Genomic DNA, 20,216 nt, shown 5'->3' with positions numbered 1-20,216 from the left:
CGTTTTAGCTTATGGGTGGTTAAATACGCGTCTAATTCTTACAACTTCGTTTAATGTTTAAAAGAACTACGATAAATCGTATGATTTGTGCCCTAGACTGCAGCTGTTGTCTGCGGGTCTATTCCGGCAGCCAACCGACTGGGGACCCTTTTCTGGAGAATACGCGCATGTTGCATGCTGGTTTCGCGTCAAGAGTTGTGGCATTGACGGTTTTGGTGTTTTCTCTTACGGCACTGGGCTGTGAGCAAAAATGGCCCGAAAAAGCTCGTAACATCACCGAAATAACGCCTGTATCGAAGCCGATTCCTTCTCCTGAAATGAATCTGCATCCCTGGCATAACTCCGATATCGACTGGCGGCAGGCCGCAGGGGCGAACCTCTCCATTTTGGCCACCGCCCACGCGGGTTTCCCGGCCCTAGAGCCTCTGCTGCCGACCTTTGAGGCCTTGACCGGCATCCGGGTTGGCTATCTGATGGCCGAAGAGACCGATATGCGCACCAAGAGGCGTATCGACCTCTCCTCCGGGGCGGGGGTCTATGACGTGGTCACCATCGGGGTGACCTACCTCGGCGAGGCCCATGCCGGCGGATGGCTCGAAGATCTCTCCGGATATATGGAGGACCCCTCCCTGACCGATGCCGCATGGTATGACGTTGCAGACATCGGACTGTCGCTCAGAGAGCTGCATATCAAAGACGGTCGCCTGCTGGCCATGCCTTACTCTAGCGCCTCTCCGGTTTTCTGGTACAGGAAAGATCTCTTTGCAAAGCACGGCATCCGGGTGCCGGACAGCTATAAAGAGATTGTCGCGATGAAGACAAAGCTTCAGACGGCTTTGGAAAAGGACGGGCTGACCGACACCTATGCCTTTGCCGCAAGAGCTAAAATAGGAGCAGGCCGAAATACCTGGATGGTCATTCCCTGCATCAGGGCCTATGGGGGGGCGATGCTCGATGATAAATGGCGGGCCGCTTTCAACTCGCCTGAGGCGATCAGGGCCCTGGAAGCCTATCGGGACATGATTGTCGGCGCAGGGACGCCCCCGGACAGTGAGTCCATGGATCTATATCAAATGCGCAAGCTGTTTGCTCAAGGCAAGCTCGCCTCCCTGATCGTTGCCTCAGACTTCTTCAATGACATCAATAGCCCTGAAAAATCCCCGGTTTGGGATCAATGGGATGCCGCTGTCACGCCGCGAGGCCCCGCGACTCGGGAAACCTCACCCTGGGCCTGGGCGTGGGCTATCAACAGCTCCTCCAAACAAAAACGAGCTGCCTGGCTCTTTGTGCAGTGGGCCACCAGTGAAGCGACGATAAAAATGCTGGGTACGGGGATCACCCCGGCCCGCTTGTCGGCATGGGACGCGAAAGCGTTTCAAGAACTGGGTGCCCCAGGGCTGAGTGTGGCCGCTCGCTGGGCGTTGACCAATGCAACCCCCTCGAAGTTGCAGACGGGGATACCTGAATTCCCCGAGGCAGGCAAGGTGGCATCCATAGCCTTCAGCGAAATCTTCTTTGGGGCGCCGGTAAAAGAAACCCTTGATGCGGCTGTTAAAGCGGTCGATGGGATCATGGAGCAGGGGGCGACGAAACGGGAAATTGTTGGCAATGGGCACTAAAAGGCCGGGCCAGCAACCGCACGTTCTATTGCAAATTCTCTGTCAGGGAAAATTGAAAAGATGACATTGTCGTTGCGCACGAAAATTCTTCTCTCGGTCGGCTGTATCATCTTCGTTGTCTTGGGAACCAGCACCCTAGTCCAGATTCAGGAGATACGCCGAGGTTATCTGGAGGCTATCGGCTTTCGCTCCGAAGCCATGGCCCTCGACATCGTTAACGATCTCACGACCCTGCAAAAAGCCAGCGACAACTTCCCCTGGATGCTGCGAATCCAGTCCATAAAGTGCCTGCAGCTCTTTGAAGCGAACCAGGATAAGGAGGTCGTGCATTTTGCCGTCCTTGACGAGGCTGGAACCTTTGTCGCTCACAGCGATCTGGCATTGAGGGGCACGCGGCCCGGCGGGGCCAATTTGAAAGAGGCCATTTCGCGTCGTCAGGGGACCACGGTTCTTGACGACGGGCACTATCACACCCTGGTGCCGGTCTTCGGGACTAATCACACTTATATCGGCACGATTGACATTGGTGTATCAAATAGTGTCGTCGACCAGAAGGTGCAGCAGTTGCTTCTCAATTCGGCGAGGATGTTCGGCGTTTTCCTCATCGTCGGTCTCTTCGCCGTTTCCGTGTTGGCGCATCTGTTCTTTCTGCGTCCCATCGCCAGCATAACCGCAGCCTCCTCTGCGATTGCCGGAGGCGACCTGGACCGGGAGATTAACACCAGCCGTTCCGATGAACTTGGAGTGCTGGCAAAAAGCTTCGCCAGCATGCGTGATGCCATCAAGGAGAAGATCGCCGCCCTCTATGCCGAGAACAAGGAGCGCAAACACGCTGAAAACGAGGTCAGAAAGCTCAATGAGGAATTGGAACAAAGGGTTTACGAGCGCACGACGGAACTGGTCACTGCCAATGAGGAACTGACCAACGCCAAAGAGAGAGCCGAAGCCGCCAACCGGGCCAAGAGCGAGTTTCTGGCCAATATGAGCCACGAACTGCGCACGCCGATGAATGCGATTCTCGGTTATTCGCAACTGATGCAGCGGGATCAGTCGCTGCTTGCCGAACAACGGGACACCCTGGATACCATCAATCGCAGTGGAGAGCACCTTCTGGCCCTGATCAACGAAGTCCTCGAAATTTCCAGGATTGAGGCAAGAAGGGTCACCTTGAAACCTGTTACTTTCGATCCCAAATCCCTATTTCGCGACATTGAGACTATGTTCCGTGCCCAGACGGAGGCCAAAGGGGTAGAACTCAGCATCAGGTATGTTCACGAACTTCCCCGCTATGCGGTTGCGGATGCAAGCAAACTGCGTCAAGTCTTGATCAACATTCTTGGCAACGCGGTGAAATTCACCGAGAAGGGCAGTATTGCCTTACGAGTTGCTATCAACGACGATGCTCCGCCTGCCATGCGCCTGCCATGCGCCTGACGGTAGAAGTGGAAGATACCGGCGCCGGTATTGCCGTGGAGGAGCAGGACAAGGCTTTCGAGTACTTTGAACAGACCGCCAGCGGCAGGCAGGCCGGGTGCGGGACTGGCATCGGGCTGGCCATCAGCCGGGATTACGTACGGCTGATGGGGGGCGACATCACCGTTGCCAGTCGGCCGGGTGAGGGGAGCACCTTTCGTTTTGATCTCTGCATCGAAGCAGGCGAAGGGGCTGCCCCTGAAGAAAAGCTTGCCACACCTACGGTTATCGGTCTGGAGGCGGATCAGGGCATCCCCCGAATTCTGGTGGCGGAAGATAACGCAGACAACCGCCGGCTGTTGGTGAAACTCCTGCAGGCGGTGGGGATGGAGGTCAATGAGGCCTGCAATGGCAAGGAGGCGGTTGAGCTCTTTGACCGCTGGCGTCCGCACTTCATCTGGATGGACATTCGCATGCCGGTGATGGACGGTCAGCAGGCGGCGCAACAGATAAAGGCCAAAGGGGCTGGCAAGTCGACGACCATTGCTGCTCTTACCGCTCATGCCTTGGAGGAGGAAAGGGAAGCGATCCTCGCTGCGGGGTTCGATGATTTTGTGCGCAAGCCTTTTCGGGAGCAGGAAATTTTCGATGCCATGGCCAGTCACCTCGGTCTGAGGTATAGGTATGCAGAGGCATCCGTGGAGGGGGAAATGCAGGATCTGAGTCCGGATCGACTAAAAGACCTGCCTGACGAATTGCGCCGTGACCTGCATGAAGTCGCCATAGAGCTGAATATGGAAAAAGCCCTGGCAGTGATCGAGAAAATTTCTGCCCAAGATGCCACCCTCGGCGCCGGCCTGAAGGAGCTTACTAAAAACCTCGATTTCGACCGCCTGTTAGAGCTGCTGGAGAGTGAGAGTGATGACTGATCATGAAGAGCTGAAGACCGGTCGTGAAGAAATTCTGATCGTCGATGATACACCGGCCAATCTCCAGTTGCTCACGGAAATTCTCGTAGAGCAGGGATATGTGGTCCGTGCCGCATTGAGCGGTCGCCTGGCATTGCGGTCCGTTGCGGCCAAGGCGCCCCATCTGATCGTGCTCGATGTCAAGATGCCACAGATGGACGGCTACGAGGTCTGCCGTCGCCTCAAGGCCGATGAGCACAGCTGCGAGATCCCGGTGATCTTCATCAGCGCTCTTGACGAAACGGCTGACAAGGTCAAAGGCTTTGATGTCGGTGGCGTCGACTACATCAGCAAGCCGTTTCAGCCGGAAGAGGTTTTGGCCAGAATCGGTGTCCAGTTGCGCATCCGCAGCCTCGCTGACCAGCTTATAGAGGCCAATGAGACCCTCGAAGCCCGGGTTGAGAAGCGCACGGCGGAGCTGGCAAAGGCCAATGCCGAACTGGAGGCAGAAAATTCCCAGCGGTTGAAAGCTCAGGAAGCCCTGCGGGAGAGCGAGAAGCGCTTCCGGTCTTTTTTTCAAGGCTCGGCCGCCGGTATGGGCATCATAGCACCAGACGGGGCAACGTTGGAGGTCAATCCGGCCCTCTGCGAATTCATCGGTGTCCCAGCTGAACAGATTTTGGGTAAGATGGTTGAGGATTTCACCCACCCAGAGGATCGCAACAGAACCAAGCAGGTTTATCGGGAGGGCAAGGAGGGCAAGCGTCTCCATTTTGACTACGAGAAGCGTTACATGAAGGGGGACGGCTCCATAATCTGGGGGCACTCCTCCGGGGCCCCGATTTTCGATGAGAACGGTAAGTTGAGCTTTTTCGTTTCCTTGGTTCAAGACATTACCGCGCGCAAGCAGGCCGAAGAGTCCTTGCGCGCCGCCCATCGGCAGTTGGAGGATATTATCGATTTTCTCCCGGATGCGACTTTCGTCATTGACCAGGAAAAAAAGGTGGTGGCCTGGAACCGAGCGATGGAGACGATGACCGGGGTGGCCAAGGCGGAGATCGTCGGCCAGGGCGACTATGCCTACGCCTTGCCGTTCTGGGGTGATCGCAGGCCGATCCTGATCGATCTCCTTGCGCGGCCCGAGGCAGCGACCGTCAGTCAGTACGAAACACACGTCCGGCAGGGCAGCGGCCTGCGCGCAGAGGGTTTCATCCCTTCTACCTACGCTGGCCAGGGTGCCTATCTCTCAGGGGTCGCGGCGCCCCTGTACGATCACGCCGGTAACCTGGCCGGGGCGATCGAGTCGATCCGGGATATCTCCGAACACAAGCAGGCGGAGGGGGAACTGCGGGAGTCTGAGGCGAAATGGCGCTCGTTGGTGGAGAATGCCCCTGACACCATTGTCCTGCTCGACCTGAAGGGACAAATTACCTTTGTCAATCGTCTCATGCCGGGCCTGACCATGGAGGCCGTGATCGGCAGCAGTGGTTTCGACTATATCCCGCAGGATCAACAGCACCTCTTGCGCCAGGCGATGGAAGCCGTCCTGCTGAGTGGAGAATCTCAGGGCTACGAAAGTTTCATCATTGCCGATGATGGGGCGAAAACTTGGTGGGCCCACCGTCTTGGAGCGATACGTGATGCCGGAGAGGTGGTCGGTTTCATTTCTATAAGTCTTGATCATACCGAACGCAAACAGGCCGATGTCGCGCTGCGCGAGAGTGAAGAGCGCTTTAAGGGCCTTTCGCAGGAATTTAGAACCCTGCTCGATGCTATCCCCGATGTGATTGTGCTGCTTTCTCCTGAGATGAAGGTTGTCTGGGCCAATAAGGCGGCCGCCGATGCTCAGCAAAAAGAGATTGGCCAGATCTGCGGGAAGAGTTGCTACGCTGCTTGGCATAAGCGCTCTGAGCCTTGCGGCAACTGCCCCATTGTCCGCGCCTTCGCCAGCGGGAATGAGGAGGAGGAGGTCGTAAACCACTACGACATCATCTGGAACCTCAAGGCCATCCCCCTGAAAGACCCAGCAGGGAAGGTCATCAATGTGATTGAGGTCGCCAGCGATATCACCGAAAAGACCCGCTTGCGCCATGATGCGGAACGCTCCAGCCGTCTGGCCTCACTGGGTGAACTCTCGGCCGGGGTCGCCCACGAGATCAACAACCCCAATGCTCAGATCTTGTTGAATGCTTCTATGTTATCCATGATGATGCCCCATGCGCAGAAGATCCTGGATGACCACTACCGTGACAACGGCGACTTTTCGCTGGGACGTCTCAATTACTCTGATCTGCAAGATAAAATCCCGCAGTTATTTATCGGAATTTCAGAGAGTGCCAAGCGGATCCGGCGGATCGTCGAAGATCTGAAAGGTTTTGCCTCGCCGGCCGACTGCAGGGCCATGGAACCTCTGATCCTGAATGATGCCGTGCAGGCCACGCTCCGCCTGACCGCTAACAACCTCAAAAAGGCGACCAATAATTTCCAGGTGACCTACGGCGCGGGGTTGCCGCGGGTCATGGGCAACCGTCAGGGAATCGAGCAGGTCATGGTAAACCTGCTCATCAATGCCTGCCAGGCCTTGCCGCAGAGGGACAGGGGGATCTGCGTCGCAACCCGTCGGGATGAAACCACTAAAACGGTTCTGGTCGAGGTTCGCGATGAGGGGGTGGGGGTCCTGGCGGAACATCTGGCCCATATTACCGACCCCTTCTTTACCACCAGACGGGATGTTGGCGGCACCGGCCTCGGCCTTTCGGTATCGGCCCGTATTATGAAAGAGATGGGCGGCGGCCTCGAGTTTTCTTCGACCCCGGGTGAAGGGATGCTCGTTACTTTGAATTTGCCTGCTTATGAGGAGGATGGCGCAGAATAAATCAAAGCGGCAACGAAAAAAGGGAAAATGCTAGAAACCAGCATCACTGGTCGCCAGCCATAGGATGTGACGAGCAGTCGCAGTGGAGTCCCAGCAAAAACGGCCCCGAGAATTCCAAGGAAGAGTGCCATCCCGGATGCAAGGGAAAAGTGCTTTAGAGCCATCCAGTGGCTGGAAAGTTTCATCATAGCAACGAAAGCAACGGCCACCGACCCGCCGATTAATAACCGCCCTGCGCAAGCCCAGAACATTCCATCCGCAAAGGCAAAGCAAAGGCTGCCGAGGCCCGCCACCAATGCGCCGGTTGTCAACAAGCGGCGAGGGCCCCAACTATCAGCCAGAAGTCCGGTGGGAATCTGCATTGCAACATAACTATAGAAGTAGAAAGCTGAAAGATTACCTAACTCTGCACCTGTGAGATTGAAATCAGAAATCAACTCGGTCGTCATGACCCCAGGGGCGACCCGCTGGAAAAACCCGAAAATATAGAGTGCAGCGCCTAGGCCCCAGACAGCCCAGGCGAGTCTCAATGGGGGAAGTGACTCTGAATGCATAAATTTTAGATCCTGTAAGGGTTTATAGACTCTAAACGAGGGTATTGAATTAGACAGGGGCTGTCAAACATTCAACGAAATGATCAATGGAAGCAATTTAACCCACACATGGGGCTTTTGATCTTCTGAAAATAGAAAAATCACTTTTGAGAATTGTCCTCTCTGGACTGCTTATGTGGGAAGTTTGGAATTGTGTGAGGTCATTTGAATAGAAATTCATGGGCTGATTGGCTTACTAAAAGGCAGAAAAGAATTTTTGAATCGAAAGAATTTGAGGATGCTCTACTTCTGCTGAGTTTTGACAACCTCGGGTGTATCCTGGAAACTTGGTTCGTTCAATTCTGCCCGGGGACTTTAGGGCGCCGGGTTGAGCCTACTGATGAAGACTAAAGTTTTCTGGCCGGTTAGGTACTAAAGGATAATGAAATGGATGGGCTAACACAGCTTGTAAAGAACTTTGCGATTGAAGCGGGAGGCTCATTGGTGAGGATCGCCACCCGGGGGCGGTTGGCCGATGCGCCTCCTTCGGGCGACCCCACTTATCTGTTGCCCTCGGCGCGGTCTATTGTCTCTTTTGCTGTAGCGCTCGACACAAAGGCAGCAAGCGATTTTCTCTCTAAGGAGGATTGGCTTTCTCACTGCGCAGACCGGAAGATGACTGCTGCAACGCTTTATTCCATCGGCGAGGGGTTGGTGGAATTGCTTGAGGATAAGGGGTTTGAGGCGATCAACGTAGACGTCAACAACAACTATCGACCAGAAGAGGGTGCTACCGATGTGGCAGAGTTGACCGAATTTCATCCTGAATTTTCTCATCGGTATGCTGCTGTGGCAGCCGGGTTAGGGAGACTGGGTTGGAGCGGCAACCTCATGACCCACGAGTTCGGGGCGTTAGTGGAGTTGGGGAGCGTTATTACCTCTGCAGAATTAGCGAGCGATCCTCTCATTGAGGAAAGTCCTTGTGACAAATGTAAGGTGTGCGCGATGGTCTGCCCGGTGGAGATGATAAGCCCCAAGGAAGCGTTGACGGTAACCATCGCCGGTATCGTAGAAGAAATTGCGCAAAAGCGCCCAAACACCTGCTGTTGGATTGGTTGTACTGGTTACGAGGGGATGGCCCCAAATGGCAAGTGGTCGAATTGGAGCCCCTACCGACTCGACGCACCCCTACCAGAGGAAAAGGACGCACTCGACGCACTCTGTATAAGCCTACAAAAAGCTGATCCCCAAATGAACCTTGAGAAAAATACCTTCTCCGACTATCGGGGTTTCGTATTGTCGCCGGACTCCTTCTACTACACGGTCTGCGGCTTCTGTCGAAACGTCTGCCGCGCAAAGCGGGAAGAGCGGTTGGACAAGCTAAAGGTCATTCAGAAATCCGGCACTGCGGCCCTCGGGTTGGATGGCATACACGTGGTCGCCAGTGAGGAAATAGAAGAGATCGCGACACCCTACGGAGTAAAGATTACGGTTAACAAGATTGATATGGATCTGCTGCGTGAAGGGACGTTAAAGGTCGCAGCAACGCCTCTTCGTAATTCGATGGATGATGAAGTCATCGCATTGCTAAAGAAAAAAGCTGAACCACGATAGTGATCCCCATGAGGTAGGCTGGGAACGGCGATTAGGCAGGAGGGTACAGATCGCAACAAAATCAATAATGAAGAACAGTTTAACCGCAACATTATTTTGTTGTGCTATCTGTTGCTTCTGATTGTGGGAGCGGCTGATTACGGTAAAAGCGGATCAATTATCTTCTGCCGCCAGTTCTCGTCCGCGTGTCACATTTACTAACAACAGTAGTATCCCGCCAACAATAAAGAAACTTCCCAGCGCTAAAATCGAATTACGTGAACTGCCAGTCTGGTCGGCGATCACAGCAAACAGGAGGGGGCCGAAGATCGAAGCAAATCGGGAGCTGATGGTGAAGAAACCGAAAAACTCGGCACTCTTTTGTTTTGGTACCATGCTAGAGAATAGTGACCGACTAAGAGCTTGACTGCCGCCGAGAATAATAGCGATTACGGCACCGAGTAGCCAGAATTCCAATGCCCCGGTCATGCGGAAGGCGAAGACACAGACCAGGGTAAAAATAAACAGGCTGAGCATGATAGCGCGAGCTGTGCCGATTTTTTCTCCCAGGCGTCCAAACAGCAGGGCGCCCGGCATGGCCAGAAACTGGATCATCAGAAAACAACCGATGATGGTTGTTTGTCCGAGCTGTAACTCTTCGCGGGCAAAAATGGCCGATACGCTGATTACCGTTTGAATGCCGTCGTTGTAGCAAAGAAAAGCCAGCAAAAACAGGGACAGATCGCGATAGCGCAACAGTTGCCGAAGTTGGGAAAAGTAGCTTCTAAGACTGAAAATCTGCGACTTGGCAGGGCTTTTATTGGTTTTTGGTAGATAGCGGAAGGTCGGCAGGGCAAACAGCAGCCACCAGGCAGCAGTCAGCAGAAAACCAAAGCGGGTCGCACTGCCGGCGCTGGCGAAGCCAAACATTTGATGTTGTAATATCAGCAGAAATACCAGCGCCAATAGCAGGCCACCGCCAATATAGCCGTAGGCAAAGCCGCGTGCCGAGAGGCGGTCTGCTTCTGCTGGTGTCGCCAGTAAAGGTAAGTAGGAGTTGTAGAAAATATTACCGCCGGCAAAACCGATGTTGCCGAGGACAAAAAGGGCTGCTGCCCCTAGGTAGTCACCGGCGCTGGTCAGGCTCAGCAGTGCGGTTGCCAGGCAGCCGAAAATGCAGAACTGGATGAGTAAACGTTTGTGCCAGCCCTTGCGGTCTGCTAAAGCCCCAAGCCCTGGCGCAATGACGGCGATGACCAACATAGAGAACGAGACACTGTATCCCCACAGACTGCTGGCGCTGAAACTATGGTTGCTGATAAAGGGAAGAGAAGCGCCCCCCTCTGGGACCAGAGAGACAAAGTAAACCGGCAAAACTGCTGCGAGTACCACGGTTGCAAAGGCTGAGTTGCCCCAATCGTAAAGGCACCAGCCGAATTTTGCTTTCTTCAGTTGTGCGTCCATTCAATTTCTCTCCGCATAAAATTAGCCTCCGACAGATTAGCGGATTTAATTCCCTGTGCAAATCAATAATCAGCGGGTGTTGTGTAAATGCCCATAATTTTGTGTTGAACTGTTGCAATGGTCGCCGGGTTTCTGCGATATTACTTTATGTGAAGTTCAGGTTATTGAAATTCCATATTCTTTTGTTATGATCTTCACCCCGTATACAATTAATGATATTCTCAAGAAATTATTTTTTTGAATGAAGTGTGCCGAGACTGTTTGGTCCCGGTTTGATCTGTTTGTTCTGGTAGCTTCCCGCCTATTAAGCTGCCGCATCTGAGAGGGCCCAGAATGAAAATTTCTTTACTGGTACGAATGACAGTGTTGTGCCTGTTGTTGTTGGCTTGGGGGAATACGACAGTATTCGCGAGTGACCTTAGCCATTTGATCGATCGCAACTGCTACAGCTGCCATGCCAAAGTTATCAAGAAATTTAAAGCAGTAAACAGTGCACATGCGACCGAAATTGAGTGTAAGGATTGTCACCTCCACCACCCTCAGCGCAACGAAGCCTATCAGATCGATTGTGCCAGTTGTCACGATCCGCAGCAGAATGAGCATTATAAGATTGCCAGTTGCGGCGATTGTCACCACGGCCATTGGCCGCTGCAGATCGACTTCAGCAAGATAGAGCGGCCGCTCAAGCCGGTTTGTTCCAGTTGTCACGATAGTTCTTTCGCACCTGGCCCCTCGGTACATACGGATAATTTAAGTTGTCTCCAGTGCCACCCCAGCCACGCGGATATTCCTAAATGTCTGGATTGTCATGAAGGACACAGTAAAGGGAAGGCGAAGGAGCCTTGCCTCAGTTGTCATGCCGCGCATAATCCGACCCCGGCAATTCAGGCAGAGGGGCCTGCGATTCAGGACTGTTCCGTTTGCCATTCTTCAACTAGCACCGTTATGGCCGCCGACGATGGAGCCCATGCGCAGATTGCCTGTAATATCTGCCATGCACGGCACGGTTACAAGCCAGAGTGTTTGCATTGTCATGCAGGTCACAGCGAGGATATGCTCGCCGCTGACTGCCAATCCTGTCATGATCCGCATCGGCCTTTGCCACCGGCGTTTACGGGAGAGATTCGTACGACCTTCTGTGCTGGCTGCCATGATGAGGTTGCCGATACCTTTGCCAGCTCCGGCGGTAGCCATCAACAGAACCTGACCTGCAGTGAGTGTCATCAGACTCATCCGCCTGCAGAAGTGAAAAATAATCCCTGTTCCAACTGTCACGAAGTCGCTGATAGCGCCCACTTTGCACTGTCTGAGTGTAGCGCTTGTCACAACCCGCATAGCCCGCAGGTCAACGGTTTTAGCGCGTTACAGGATGTTCGCGCGGCTTGTGTGAGTTGCCACGCCACCGTTGCTGCCGAGATGGAAAAAGGGGCGACGGCGCACAGCGAAGCCTTGGATTGTAATGAATGTCATCAAACCCACGGTGATTCACCTGATTGCCTGAACTGTCATCAGGGCCACGATGAGCAGATGCGGTCCGGGGATTGTGCCAAGTGCCACAGCCCACACAGTCCTTTGCCGGTAACCTTTAGCGATGGAGCGGTTGCCGGTCAGTGCCGAAGCTGTCATGAACAGGCTGTCAGTGATATCAATAATTCCGGCAGGGCGCATAAATCAGAGATCGGCTGCATCGACTGCCATCAAGAGCATCCACCCGCCGAGAATGACATTCCCGAATGTGCAAACTGTCATGATAGTGACGATAACCCCCACTTCGCTGTAGAGAATTGCGCTGGCTGTCACAATCCGCATAAACCGGCAGTCAATGAAATTTCTGCTTTGCATGATTCACGTCCGGTCTGTGTCAGCTGTCATCAGCAGGTTGAGGACCAATTGGTTGCCAACCCCAGTGCTCATGATCGAGCCTGTGTCGCATGCCACCGGGAACATCGCGGGTCACCGTCCTGTCTGGGATGTCATAATGGTCATGGCGATGCGATGACCAGAGCTGACTGCTCGGCTTGTCATCAGCCACATGCGCCGTTACAAATTACTTTTACTAACCAACCGGCCTCAGGGCTTTGCGCTGACTGTCATGCAGAATTGACGGCTGCGGTTGAGGCGGCAGGTGGTGCGCACCGTGATCAGATCAGTTGTTCTTCCTGTCATCAAGAACATCCCGCTGGATCCTGTGCCAGTTGTCACAGTGAGCATCCGCAAAAAGGGCAGGGGCTGCCCGAGTCCTGTTATAGCTGCCATGCTTTGAGCAGCCATCCGCATTTCACTGTTGGTGACTGTCAGGGGTGTCATTCTCCACATCAACCGCTGGAACTCAACCTGCAGACCAATCAGCCTTTGGAGCCTGTTTGTGTCAGCTGCCACCAGCAGGTTGCCGAACAATTTGCTGCAATGCCGAGTGGGCACAGTGCTCAGGATTGTGCCGAATGTCACACGCAACACAAAACCAATCGTAAGTGCCTTGATTGCCATGAAGCGCATGAGCAGACGATGCTTCAGGAGGATTGTCTGCGGTGTCATTCGCCTCATCAGCCGCAGGATATTCAACTGCGCCAGAGTGAAGACCTGCCGAGCGTGTTCTGCGCAGCCTGTCATGAAGAGCAAGCTGCAGTTTTTGCCGACAAAGGTGCCGCGCACCAGCGAGAGTTTGCCAGCTGTGCCAGTTGTCATCCCGAGCACGGGCCTAACGGTGTCGTGACTGCTGTTGAGTGCAATGATTGTCATTCCCGTGCCCGGCGGCGGCACTTTACCCTGGACGACTGTGCTGGCTGTCATGATCCGCATCAACCGTTGACTTTGGATCTTTCCAAGTTGGCAGAAGTGCGGCCGGTCTGCATTTCCTGTCATAATAATCAGGAGCGTCTCTACAAACAGAATCCGAATAAGCACACTGCTTTTGATTGCCGCAAGTGCCACGCGGGCGAGCACGGCAGCAGTCTGGAGTGCCAGGATTGTCATCAACCGCATATCCCGAATCTGAAGCAGCTTGATTGTCTTAAGTGTCATTCACCGCATCTGCCGCAGATGATTAAAGATCGGCCGAGTCAAGCAGGCGACGTTTGTGCTGCCTGTCACCGGGAACCTGTTGCGAAAATGCAGGAACTTGGTTCCGCTCACATCAAACAGCCCTGCATTACCTGTCATCAATCACATCCACCTTCTGACGAAAAGGTGATTGCAGCGTGCAGTGTGTGTCACGATGGTGACGACAATCAGCATTTTACCGTTGAAAACTGTCAGCAGTGTCACCTTGGTCATCAACCGCTCGGACATGATTTGGCCAAGGCCGAGAACTCCCGTGCTGCTTGTCAGGCCTGTCACGAGGACGTAATTGAGGTCTTTACTGCAATCCCTAGTGCGCATGCCGAGCAGGACTGTACCGCGTGTCATCAACGGCATGCCGAAGCTCAGCAATGTTCCGACTGTCACGAAGCGCACAGTCCTGGGATGAGTTATGCCGATTGCCTGAACTGTCACAACACTCCGCATGCGCCGAATCAAGTTGCTTTTGCCGGTAAAATGCCGAAAGCATTCTGCCAGTCTTGCCATGAGACTCAAGTTGACGCACTGGCGGCCAGCAAAGCCTTGCATAGTACGTTGAGTTGTCTTGATTGTCATGAAGGGGACCACGGCAGCACATTGGATTGTGCCGGCTGTCATGAACCGCCGCATGATGAAGGTTTGCACCGCAAATTCCCAGATTGCCTCAAGTGCCACATCGATCCACATGATCTGGCTGACTGGCGTGGTGGGCCGCAGGTCGCACTGGTTGTCCCTGGAAACGTGACGATAGAAACTGAGGATAAGATTGCGGCACCTGCCGCCAGCAGCGAGGATATGAAATGATGAACTTGAAATGGACTGATGGTTGGCAACGCCGCTTTTCGGCACTGATTTTGGTCGCCTCGTTATTGCTGCTTACGGCTGGAAGCGTCGTAGCAAAAGATGATCTCGATATCTACCAACAGGCGGTTCCTGAGATGACCACCCTGGAGTGCGCTAAATGTCACCTGCAGGTTTTCGAATCGCTGCGTGACGCTGGTGGCCTGCACCAGCAGCAGTGTCGGGACTGTCATGACAAGTTTCATACCTTGACGCCCGGTACGCCATGGGAGCAGCGGGTTCCGTCCTGTAGCAGTTGTCACGACTTTCCGCATGGCGAGGCGATTAATACTTGTCTCAAATGCCATCAGAAGGCACATGCTCCGCTCGAAAGTTTGATTGCCAATGACAAGATGGCGGATCTGTGCATCCAGTGTCATCAGACGCAAGTCGCTGAATTAAGTCAGGCAGAAAGTGCTCACAGTGGCCAAGCTTGTGCTGATTGCCATCAGGGCACGCAGCATGGTGAAATGCCGCTGTGTAGCCTGTGTCATGACGACGCTCATACCGAATACGTTGATAATGCCGGTTGTGTTAGTTGTCACCCTGCTCATACGCCAACATCCATCAAATATGATAACAAGGTGCCAAATGCTCTCTGTGCCGGTTGTCATGCCGATCAGCAGCAATTGCAACAGTCTTCGGAAAAGAAACACAAATCTTTAACCTGTGTTCTTTGTCATGTTGAAGACCACGGGCAGATCCCCGAATGTCAGCGTTGTCACGGTAATGGTCCACACAACCAGACCTTGCTGGAAAATTTCCAGAGCTGCGGTGAATGTCATGGAGATGCACATCAATTGACATTGTAGCCGTGTCCGCGGCGAGATGACAGTAAGGACTCAGTTCGATGGGTTCCGGCCAGCGATGGTCGGAGCCCGTTTTTATTTGTCGTTGATTGAATCTGTAGAGGTGTTTTTCGTGTTCACTATTTGGTTACAGGATTCTGGATATTTTAAATTTATGAAGGGGGCTCAGTAGATAAAAAAATGCCCCGGATCAGGAGGGGGGGGAGATCCGAGGCGAATTAGCAATATGGGTTTTTATACAGCACGACAGACACCAATGTCTATGTATTTAATGCGAAAAATGCAATATATTGAAAACACTAGGTAAAGGCGAGTTTGCCCTTATTGCTACGTGGGAATAGGTAAGGGTTTGGTTGGGCGAACCGTCGCCTGAAGTGGCTAGAACTGGCCATTTGTGGGGGGTGTGGACTATGGTTGATTGCGATAGGCGCAATTTTTTGGTAGCCAGTCGAGGTCGGGAAGGATCTCAGGGGTGAGTTTGATGCAGTCTTCTTCAGCTTGCAAACGCTGATGATAGATACGGCAATTGCGGCTATGAATATCAAGAAAACGGCAAGGGACCGCCGTGGTGATGACAGTCCCTTTACGGCCGAGTTTTTTTTCGAAACAGCATTCTCCGCAGCGGTGACAGAGGTCTTCCCATTGCAGCGAGTGCGTGTCCCGATCTGCTGTCATGATTTCTTCACAAACTCCGATTTTAATTTCATCGGGCCAATTCCGTCGATCTTGCAATCGATATTGTGGTCGCTGTCGACCAGGCGAATATTTCTGACCTTGGTGCCGACCTTCACCACTGAGGACGAGCCCTTGATTTTCAGGTCTTTGATTACGGTAACGCTATCGCCATCAACCAGTACGTTTCCATTGGCGTCGCGATAAACCGGTTCTGCGTCGTTGCTTTCGGTCGTGGCGTCAGCCGTCCACTCATGGGCGCATTCCGGGCAGACGAACAGTTCTCGATCTTCGTAGGTATATTCTGAGCCACATTCCGGGCAGTTTGGCAAATCACTCATGTTGTTGCTTCCTTTAGTTGTGTTAGACGAAAAGTACAAGGGACAGGCTATTTCTAGCAGCTGTCCCTTGTACTTTCAATCGTTCTGGCAATATTTTGTTAATTCAGGTTATGCACACTCTGAATAGCCGCAAGAGTGACAGACACAGCAGCCGCCTTCGTGCTCAACCGGACCGCCGCATTCGGGGCAGGCACCACCATTGCTGACATGCTGGGTGCGGGTTTCATCTTCATTGAGCATGTGCAGTTCGATCGCTTTGGCGACCGCGTCGGCACAAGAAGTGATGCGGTTTTCACCGAACCCGGCTGGTTTATGGCAGGTGATGCCGATCATCTGCTTAACCGCTTGACGGGCCTGTACGCCGCTGCGCCAGGCGAGAGAGACCAAACGACCGATCGCCTCACACTGAGAGGCCGCACAACCACCGGCTTTACCCATGGTGGTAAAGAGTTCGAAAAGACCATTCTCGTCCTGATTGACGGTAATGTACAGCGGACCACAGCCGGTTTCCATTTGATAGGTCGAACCGGTCAGGGCGCGTGGCCGTTCCCGCTTGCGCGATGCTTTTTTACTCTCCATCGGCACTGCGGCTTCGGGCTTAACTTCCTCTTCCTTTTTCGCTACCGAAAGCACCTGCATGTCGCGCGAGCCATCGCGGTAGATGGTCACCCCTTTGCAACCCTGCTGGTAGGCGAGGCGATAAACGGTTGAGACATCGTCGCGGGTGGCATTATTGCAGAAATTGACGGTTTTGGAGACTGCGTTGTCCGTGTGGCGCTGGATCGCAGCCTGCATCATGACATGGTCTTCCGGAGTGATGTCGTGCGAGGTAACGAAAACCCTGCGGACGTCTTCCGGAATGGCATCGATCCCTTGAACGGTGCCTTTCTCAGCAATTTCCTGCATCAGTGCTGCGGTATAGAAACCACGCTCTTTGGCGATTTTCTCGAAAATCGGATGGACTTCGATCAACCTGTTGTTGTCGAGGACCTGACGCACGTAAGAAACGGCAAACAGCGGCTCAACGCCACTTGAGCTGTTGGCGATAATCGAAATAGTGCCGGTCGGAGCGATTGTGGTACAGGTCGCGTTACGGATCGGTTCCAAGCCCGGCTTATCGTAGGTGCTGCCTTTGAAGTTAGGGAAAGCACCTCGTTCAGTTGCTAGTAGGATTGAAGTTTCGTGTGACTTGTCGTTGATGAACTTCATCACTTTTTCGCCGAGTTCAATCGCATCCTTGCTGTTGTAAGGGATGCCGAGCAGGATCAGCATATCGGCCCAACCCATGACGCCGAGACCGATCTTGCGATTGGCGCGGGTCATGTCATCGATTTCCTGCAATGGGTACTTGTTGGCCTCGATGACATTATCGAGAAAACGGATCGAAAGTTTGACCGTTTCGTCCAACTTTGCCCAGTTGACCTCACCACCTTTGACCATGTTGGTCAGGTTGATCGAGCCTAGGTTGCAGGATTCGTAGGGCAACAGCGGTTGCTCACCGCAAGGATTGGTGCTTTCGATTTCGCCGATATGCGGAGTCGGATTGTCGCGATTGAGGCGATCGAGGAAGACGATTCCCGGCTCACCGTTGCTCCAGGCCATGTCGACAATCTGATTAAAGACCTTGGTGGCGTTGAGCTGCTTGGAAACATTGCCGGTCCGTGGATTGATGATGTCATAGTCTTCGCCCTTTTCGACAGCTTCCATAAAGGCTTCGGTGATGCCAACCGAGATGTTGAAGTTGGTCAGTACGGTTTGATCCCGTTTGGCCATGATGAAATCCATGATATCGGGATGGTCAACGCGCAGAATCCCCATGTTGGCACCGCGCCTAGTTCCACCTTGTTTGATGGTTTCGGTGGCGGCATCGAAGACCGACATGAAGGAGAGGGGGCCTGAGGAGACGCCGCTGGTCGAGCGTACTTCATCATTGGCTGGTCGAATGCGGGAGAAAGAGAAACCGGTTCCACCACCACTTTTGTGGATCAACGCGGTGTTTTTAATCGCTTCAAAGATGCTTTCCATCGAATCACCGACAGGCAGCACGAAGCAGGCGGATAGCTGACCAAGTTCACGCCCGGCATTCATCAGGGTTGGTGAGTTGGGCAGAAAATCGAGCTCGGTCATCATCTGGTAGTATTTGTCTTCGTAGCTGACCTTTTTACCTTTGATCTTTGGTTCGACGGCGTCAATAGTTTTAGCGACCCGGCGAAACATATCGACCGGCGTCTCAAGTGGATTGCCATCTAGATCACGTCTGAGGTAACGCTTGGTCAATACGGTCATGGCATTCTTAGACAGTTTGAGCAGCTCGGTATCCTGCGCTTTACTCATTTAAAAAACCCTTTCTTTTTCAACAATTCCAGAGATTATATTTATAACCAATGAGGTTACGGTTTGGCACAACATTTTGTAGTGACAGAATATAGACCACTAGATATGGTGCCTGTCAAGGGGCAAAAAATAAATTAGACGCATTTTTAGGGCTTGCATAGACCTTGTGTTGATTGTCCGTAAAATTACGCTGGATAGGTGGTTTTGTTGTTGTTTACCATAGGGGGCAATAGTCGTCTTGTAAGTGCTTATGATTTCGTTCGGTTAGGCTTGTGGTTGCTGTTGTTTTTGGTTATTCTGCCGCCGAGACTACTCTAAAACCGATCAGCCTGCTAAACTTTAGGTGAATATAAATAACACTCCCGAGGATTCAATTCTTATGGCCGGTGAAAAAATATTGATTGTCGATGACGAGGCAGGGATGCAGCGACTGCTTTCACGTGTTCTCGAGCGTGAGGGTTATGTAGCGACTCCGGTCGGCTCTGCTAAAGAGGCTATTGAGCTGATCTCTGCCGATAGTTTCGATATGGTTGTGACTGACATTCAGATGCCGGAGATGAACGGTCTTGAGCTGTTGCGAGAAATCAAGGAGTTTGACCCTTCGTTGCCGATTGTCGTGATGACTGCCTATGGGACGGTAGAAAGCGCGGTGGAGGCTTTGCGTAATGGTGCTTATGATTATCTCACCAAGCCTTTTGAAACCGATGAGATCCGTTTGGCGGTGGCCAAGACCTTAGAACACAAACGCTTGCTTGCAGAAAATCATTATCTACATCAGGAATTGGATGAGCATTATCGTTTCAGCGGCATTGTTGGTAATTCTGCGTTGATGGATGATATTTATGAAATGGCAGCTTCGGTGGCGGTCAGTAATGCCAGTGTGCTGGTGACCGGAGAAAGTGGTACCGGTAAAGAGCTGGTGGCACGGTCGATCCACTACAATTCCCCACGCAAGGAAAAGCCGTTTGTCGTGCTTAACTGTGCGGTTTATTCGGAAGGGGTTTTGGAGAGCGAACTGTTCGGTCATGAAAAGGGAGCATTTACCGGCGCGGTTACCATGAAAAAGGGTCGCTTCGAGCTTGCCGATCAAGGAACCTTGTTTATCGACGAAGTCGCGGAAATGACCGCTGCGGCTCAGGTCAAGTTACTGCGGGTATTGCAGGAACAGGAGTTCGAACGGGTCGGCGGTATGCGGACGATTAAAACGGACGTGCGTATTGTCGCGGCAACCAACAAGGATCTTTCCGGACAGGTTCGGAAGGGCGAGTTCCGTGAGGATCTCTATTATCGCCTTAATGTCATTCATATCGAAATGCCGCCGTTGCGTGACCGACGCGAAGATATTGAACCGCTGGCTCATTATTTTCTGGAAAAATATGTTCGCGAAACGGGTAAGAAAATTACCCAGATTGCTCCCAAGGCGCTGGCCAGTCTAGTCGGTTATGATTGGCCCGGCAATGTTCGCGAGCTGCAAAATGCCATCGAGCGCGGGGTGGTGCTCTGTCGTGGTGACGTAATAACGCCGCGCGAATTACCGCGCGATGTCGTCGGCGGCAGTGAAATTTGTCTCAATTTGCCGCAACAGGGGGGTAATTTGACCGAAATTCTTGAAGATCTCGAGCGGCAATTGATCATTCAGACCCTTCGTCAAGAAGGTGCCTCGCAAACTAGAACCGCAGATATTCTCGGCATTGCCCGCACAACTCTGCGCTATAAAATGGAGAAATACGGCCTGATTGATCATCAGGAGTGACAGAT

At 53.0% G+C, this 20,216-nt stretch carries 13 protein-coding genes; 8 read left to right on the top strand and 5 right to left on the bottom strand.

Annotated elements, in window-relative coordinates; translation table 11 throughout:
- The first annotated feature begins 167 nt into the window (after window positions 1-167).
- The 4 genes from ACZ5PT_RS16160 to ACZ5PT_RS16145 are packed head-to-tail and all read left to right on the top strand — an operon-like array spanning window position 168 to window position 6,815.
- Window positions 168-1,619 (top strand): ABC transporter substrate-binding protein, encoded by a 1,452-nt coding sequence (locus tag ACZ5PT_RS16160; protein WP_464264056.1) that lies wholly within the window; start codon window positions 168-170, stop codon window positions 1,617-1,619.
- Window positions 1,620-1,679: 60 nt separating this feature from the next.
- Window positions 1,680-3,053 carry a histidine kinase dimerization/phospho-acceptor domain-containing protein gene (locus ACZ5PT_RS16155; RefSeq protein WP_464264055.1) on the top strand — a complete coding sequence of 458 codons (1,374 nt, stop codon included), beginning with the start codon at window positions 1,680-1,682 and terminating at the stop codon, window positions 3,051-3,053.
- Entirely contained in the window at window positions 3,044-3,961 is a 918-nt protein-coding gene (locus ACZ5PT_RS16150) for a response regulator (RefSeq protein ID WP_464264054.1), read from the top strand. Before ACZ5PT_RS16155 ends, ACZ5PT_RS16150 begins: the two co-directional genes overlap by 10 nt.
- On the top strand, window positions 3,954-6,815 hold the full coding sequence (locus tag ACZ5PT_RS16145; protein ID WP_464266749.1) for a PAS domain S-box protein: 2,862 nt from the start codon (window positions 3,954-3,956) through the stop codon (window positions 6,813-6,815). The genes ACZ5PT_RS16150 and ACZ5PT_RS16145 overlap by 8 nt, the downstream gene beginning before the upstream one ends.
- Here the strand turns inward: ACZ5PT_RS16145 and ACZ5PT_RS16140 are convergent.
- Window positions 6,791-7,369 (bottom strand): MFS transporter, encoded by a 579-nt coding sequence (locus ACZ5PT_RS16140; RefSeq protein WP_464264053.1) that lies wholly within the window; start codon window positions 7,367-7,369, stop codon window positions 6,791-6,793. The genes ACZ5PT_RS16145 and ACZ5PT_RS16140 overlap by 25 nt on opposite strands.
- A 426-nt stretch (window positions 7,370-7,795) precedes the next feature.
- Here ACZ5PT_RS16140 and ACZ5PT_RS16135 point away from each other — a divergent pair, with 426 nt between their 5' ends.
- Window positions 7,796-8,962 (top strand): 4Fe-4S binding protein, encoded by a 1,167-nt coding sequence (locus ACZ5PT_RS16135; RefSeq protein WP_464264052.1) that lies wholly within the window; start codon window positions 7,796-7,798, stop codon window positions 8,960-8,962.
- 153 nt (window positions 8,963-9,115) lie between these two features.
- On the opposite strand, the gene ACZ5PT_RS16130 is transcribed toward ACZ5PT_RS16135, so the two are convergent.
- Complete coding sequence (locus ACZ5PT_RS16130) at window positions 9,116-10,405, bottom strand: MFS transporter (RefSeq protein ID WP_464264051.1); 1,290 nt, start codon at window positions 10,403-10,405, stop codon at window positions 9,116-9,118.
- A 333-nt stretch (window positions 10,406-10,738) separates the two neighbouring features.
- Here ACZ5PT_RS16130 and ACZ5PT_RS16125 point away from each other — a divergent pair, with 333 nt between their 5' ends.
- Window positions 10,739-14,266, top strand: coding sequence for a cytochrome c3 family protein (locus tag ACZ5PT_RS16125; RefSeq protein ID WP_464264050.1), 3,528 nt, complete (start codon window positions 10,739-10,741; stop codon window positions 14,264-14,266).
- Window positions 14,263-15,114, top strand: a complete 852-nt coding sequence (locus ACZ5PT_RS16120; RefSeq protein WP_464264049.1) for a cytochrome c3 family protein — start codon at window positions 14,263-14,265, stop codon at window positions 15,112-15,114. Before ACZ5PT_RS16125 ends, ACZ5PT_RS16120 begins: the two co-directional genes overlap by 4 nt.
- Before the next feature lie 405 nt (window positions 15,115-15,519).
- On the opposite strand, the gene ACZ5PT_RS16115 is transcribed toward ACZ5PT_RS16120, so the two are convergent.
- The 3 genes from ACZ5PT_RS16115 to ACZ5PT_RS16105 all read right to left on the bottom strand — a co-directional run bounded on the left by ACZ5PT_RS16115 (window position 15,520) and on the right by ACZ5PT_RS16105 (window position 18,458).
- Window positions 15,520-15,786 carry a YkgJ family cysteine cluster protein gene (locus tag ACZ5PT_RS16115; RefSeq protein WP_464264048.1) on the bottom strand — a complete coding sequence of 89 codons (267 nt, stop codon included), beginning with the start codon at window positions 15,784-15,786 and terminating at the stop codon, window positions 15,520-15,522.
- A complete protein-coding gene (locus ACZ5PT_RS16110) occupies window positions 15,783-16,124 on the bottom strand; it encodes a zinc ribbon domain-containing protein YjdM (protein ID WP_464264047.1) in 342 nt (113 codons plus the stop codon). Before ACZ5PT_RS16110 ends, ACZ5PT_RS16115 begins: the two co-directional genes overlap by 4 nt.
- A gap of 108 nt (window positions 16,125-16,232) precedes the next feature.
- Entirely contained in the window at window positions 16,233-18,458 is a 2,226-nt protein-coding gene (locus ACZ5PT_RS16105; RefSeq protein WP_464264046.1) for a vitamin B12-dependent ribonucleotide reductase, read from the bottom strand.
- Window positions 18,459-18,837: 379 nt separating this feature from the next.
- Between ACZ5PT_RS16105 and ACZ5PT_RS16100 the strand changes: the two genes are divergently transcribed.
- The gene (locus ACZ5PT_RS16100) at window positions 18,838-20,211 is read left to right on the top strand and encodes a sigma-54-dependent transcriptional regulator (RefSeq protein ID WP_464264045.1); all 1,374 of its coding nucleotides are present in this window, start codon (window positions 18,838-18,840) and stop codon (window positions 20,209-20,211) included.
- Window positions 20,212-20,216 lie beyond the last annotated feature (5 nt).

The organism is Desulfuromusa ferrireducens (assembly GCF_055389805.1).
The sequence above is the reverse complement of the archived record's forward strand: the minus strand, read 5'-3'. Positions and strand labels throughout refer to the sequence as shown.

What these genes read in the sequence shown, in the direction of transcription:
- ACZ5PT_RS16155 (WP_464264055.1), top strand. Translation starts at nt 1,680, where the DNA reads ATGACATTGTCGTTGCGCACGAAAATTCTTCTCTCGGTCGGCTGTATC.
- ACZ5PT_RS16160 (WP_464264056.1), top strand. Translation starts at nt 168, where the DNA reads ATGTTGCATGCTGGTTTCGCGTCAAGAGTTGTGGCATTGACGGTTTTG.
- ACZ5PT_RS16135 (WP_464264052.1), top strand. Translation starts at nt 7,796, where the DNA reads ATGGATGGGCTAACACAGCTTGTAAAGAACTTTGCGATTGAAGCGGGA.
- ACZ5PT_RS16110 (WP_464264047.1), bottom strand. Translation starts at nt 16,124, where the DNA reads ATGAGTGATTTGCCAAACTGCCCGGAATGTGGCTCAGAATATACCTAC.
- ACZ5PT_RS16140 (WP_464264053.1), bottom strand. Translation starts at nt 7,369, where the DNA reads ATGCATTCAGAGTCACTTCCCCCATTGAGACTCGCCTGGGCTGTCTGG.
- ACZ5PT_RS16125 (WP_464264050.1), top strand. Translation starts at nt 10,739, where the DNA reads ATGAAAATTTCTTTACTGGTACGAATGACAGTGTTGTGCCTGTTGTTG.
- ACZ5PT_RS16145 (WP_464266749.1), top strand. Translation starts at nt 3,954, where the DNA reads ATGACTGATCATGAAGAGCTGAAGACCGGTCGTGAAGAAATTCTGATC.
- ACZ5PT_RS16120 (WP_464264049.1), top strand. Translation starts at nt 14,263, where the DNA reads ATGATGAACTTGAAATGGACTGATGGTTGGCAACGCCGCTTTTCGGCA.
- ACZ5PT_RS16150 (WP_464264054.1), top strand. Translation starts at nt 3,044, where the DNA reads ATGCGCCTGACGGTAGAAGTGGAAGATACCGGCGCCGGTATTGCCGTG.
- ACZ5PT_RS16130 (WP_464264051.1), bottom strand. Translation starts at nt 10,405, where the DNA reads ATGGACGCACAACTGAAGAAAGCAAAATTCGGCTGGTGCCTTTACGAT.
- ACZ5PT_RS16115 (WP_464264048.1), bottom strand. Translation starts at nt 15,786, where the DNA reads ATGACAGCAGATCGGGACACGCACTCGCTGCAATGGGAAGACCTCTGT.
- ACZ5PT_RS16105 (WP_464264046.1), bottom strand. Translation starts at nt 18,458, where the DNA reads ATGAGTAAAGCGCAGGATACCGAGCTGCTCAAACTGTCTAAGAATGCC.
- ACZ5PT_RS16100 (WP_464264045.1), top strand. Translation starts at nt 18,838, where the DNA reads ATGGCCGGTGAAAAAATATTGATTGTCGATGACGAGGCAGGGATGCAG.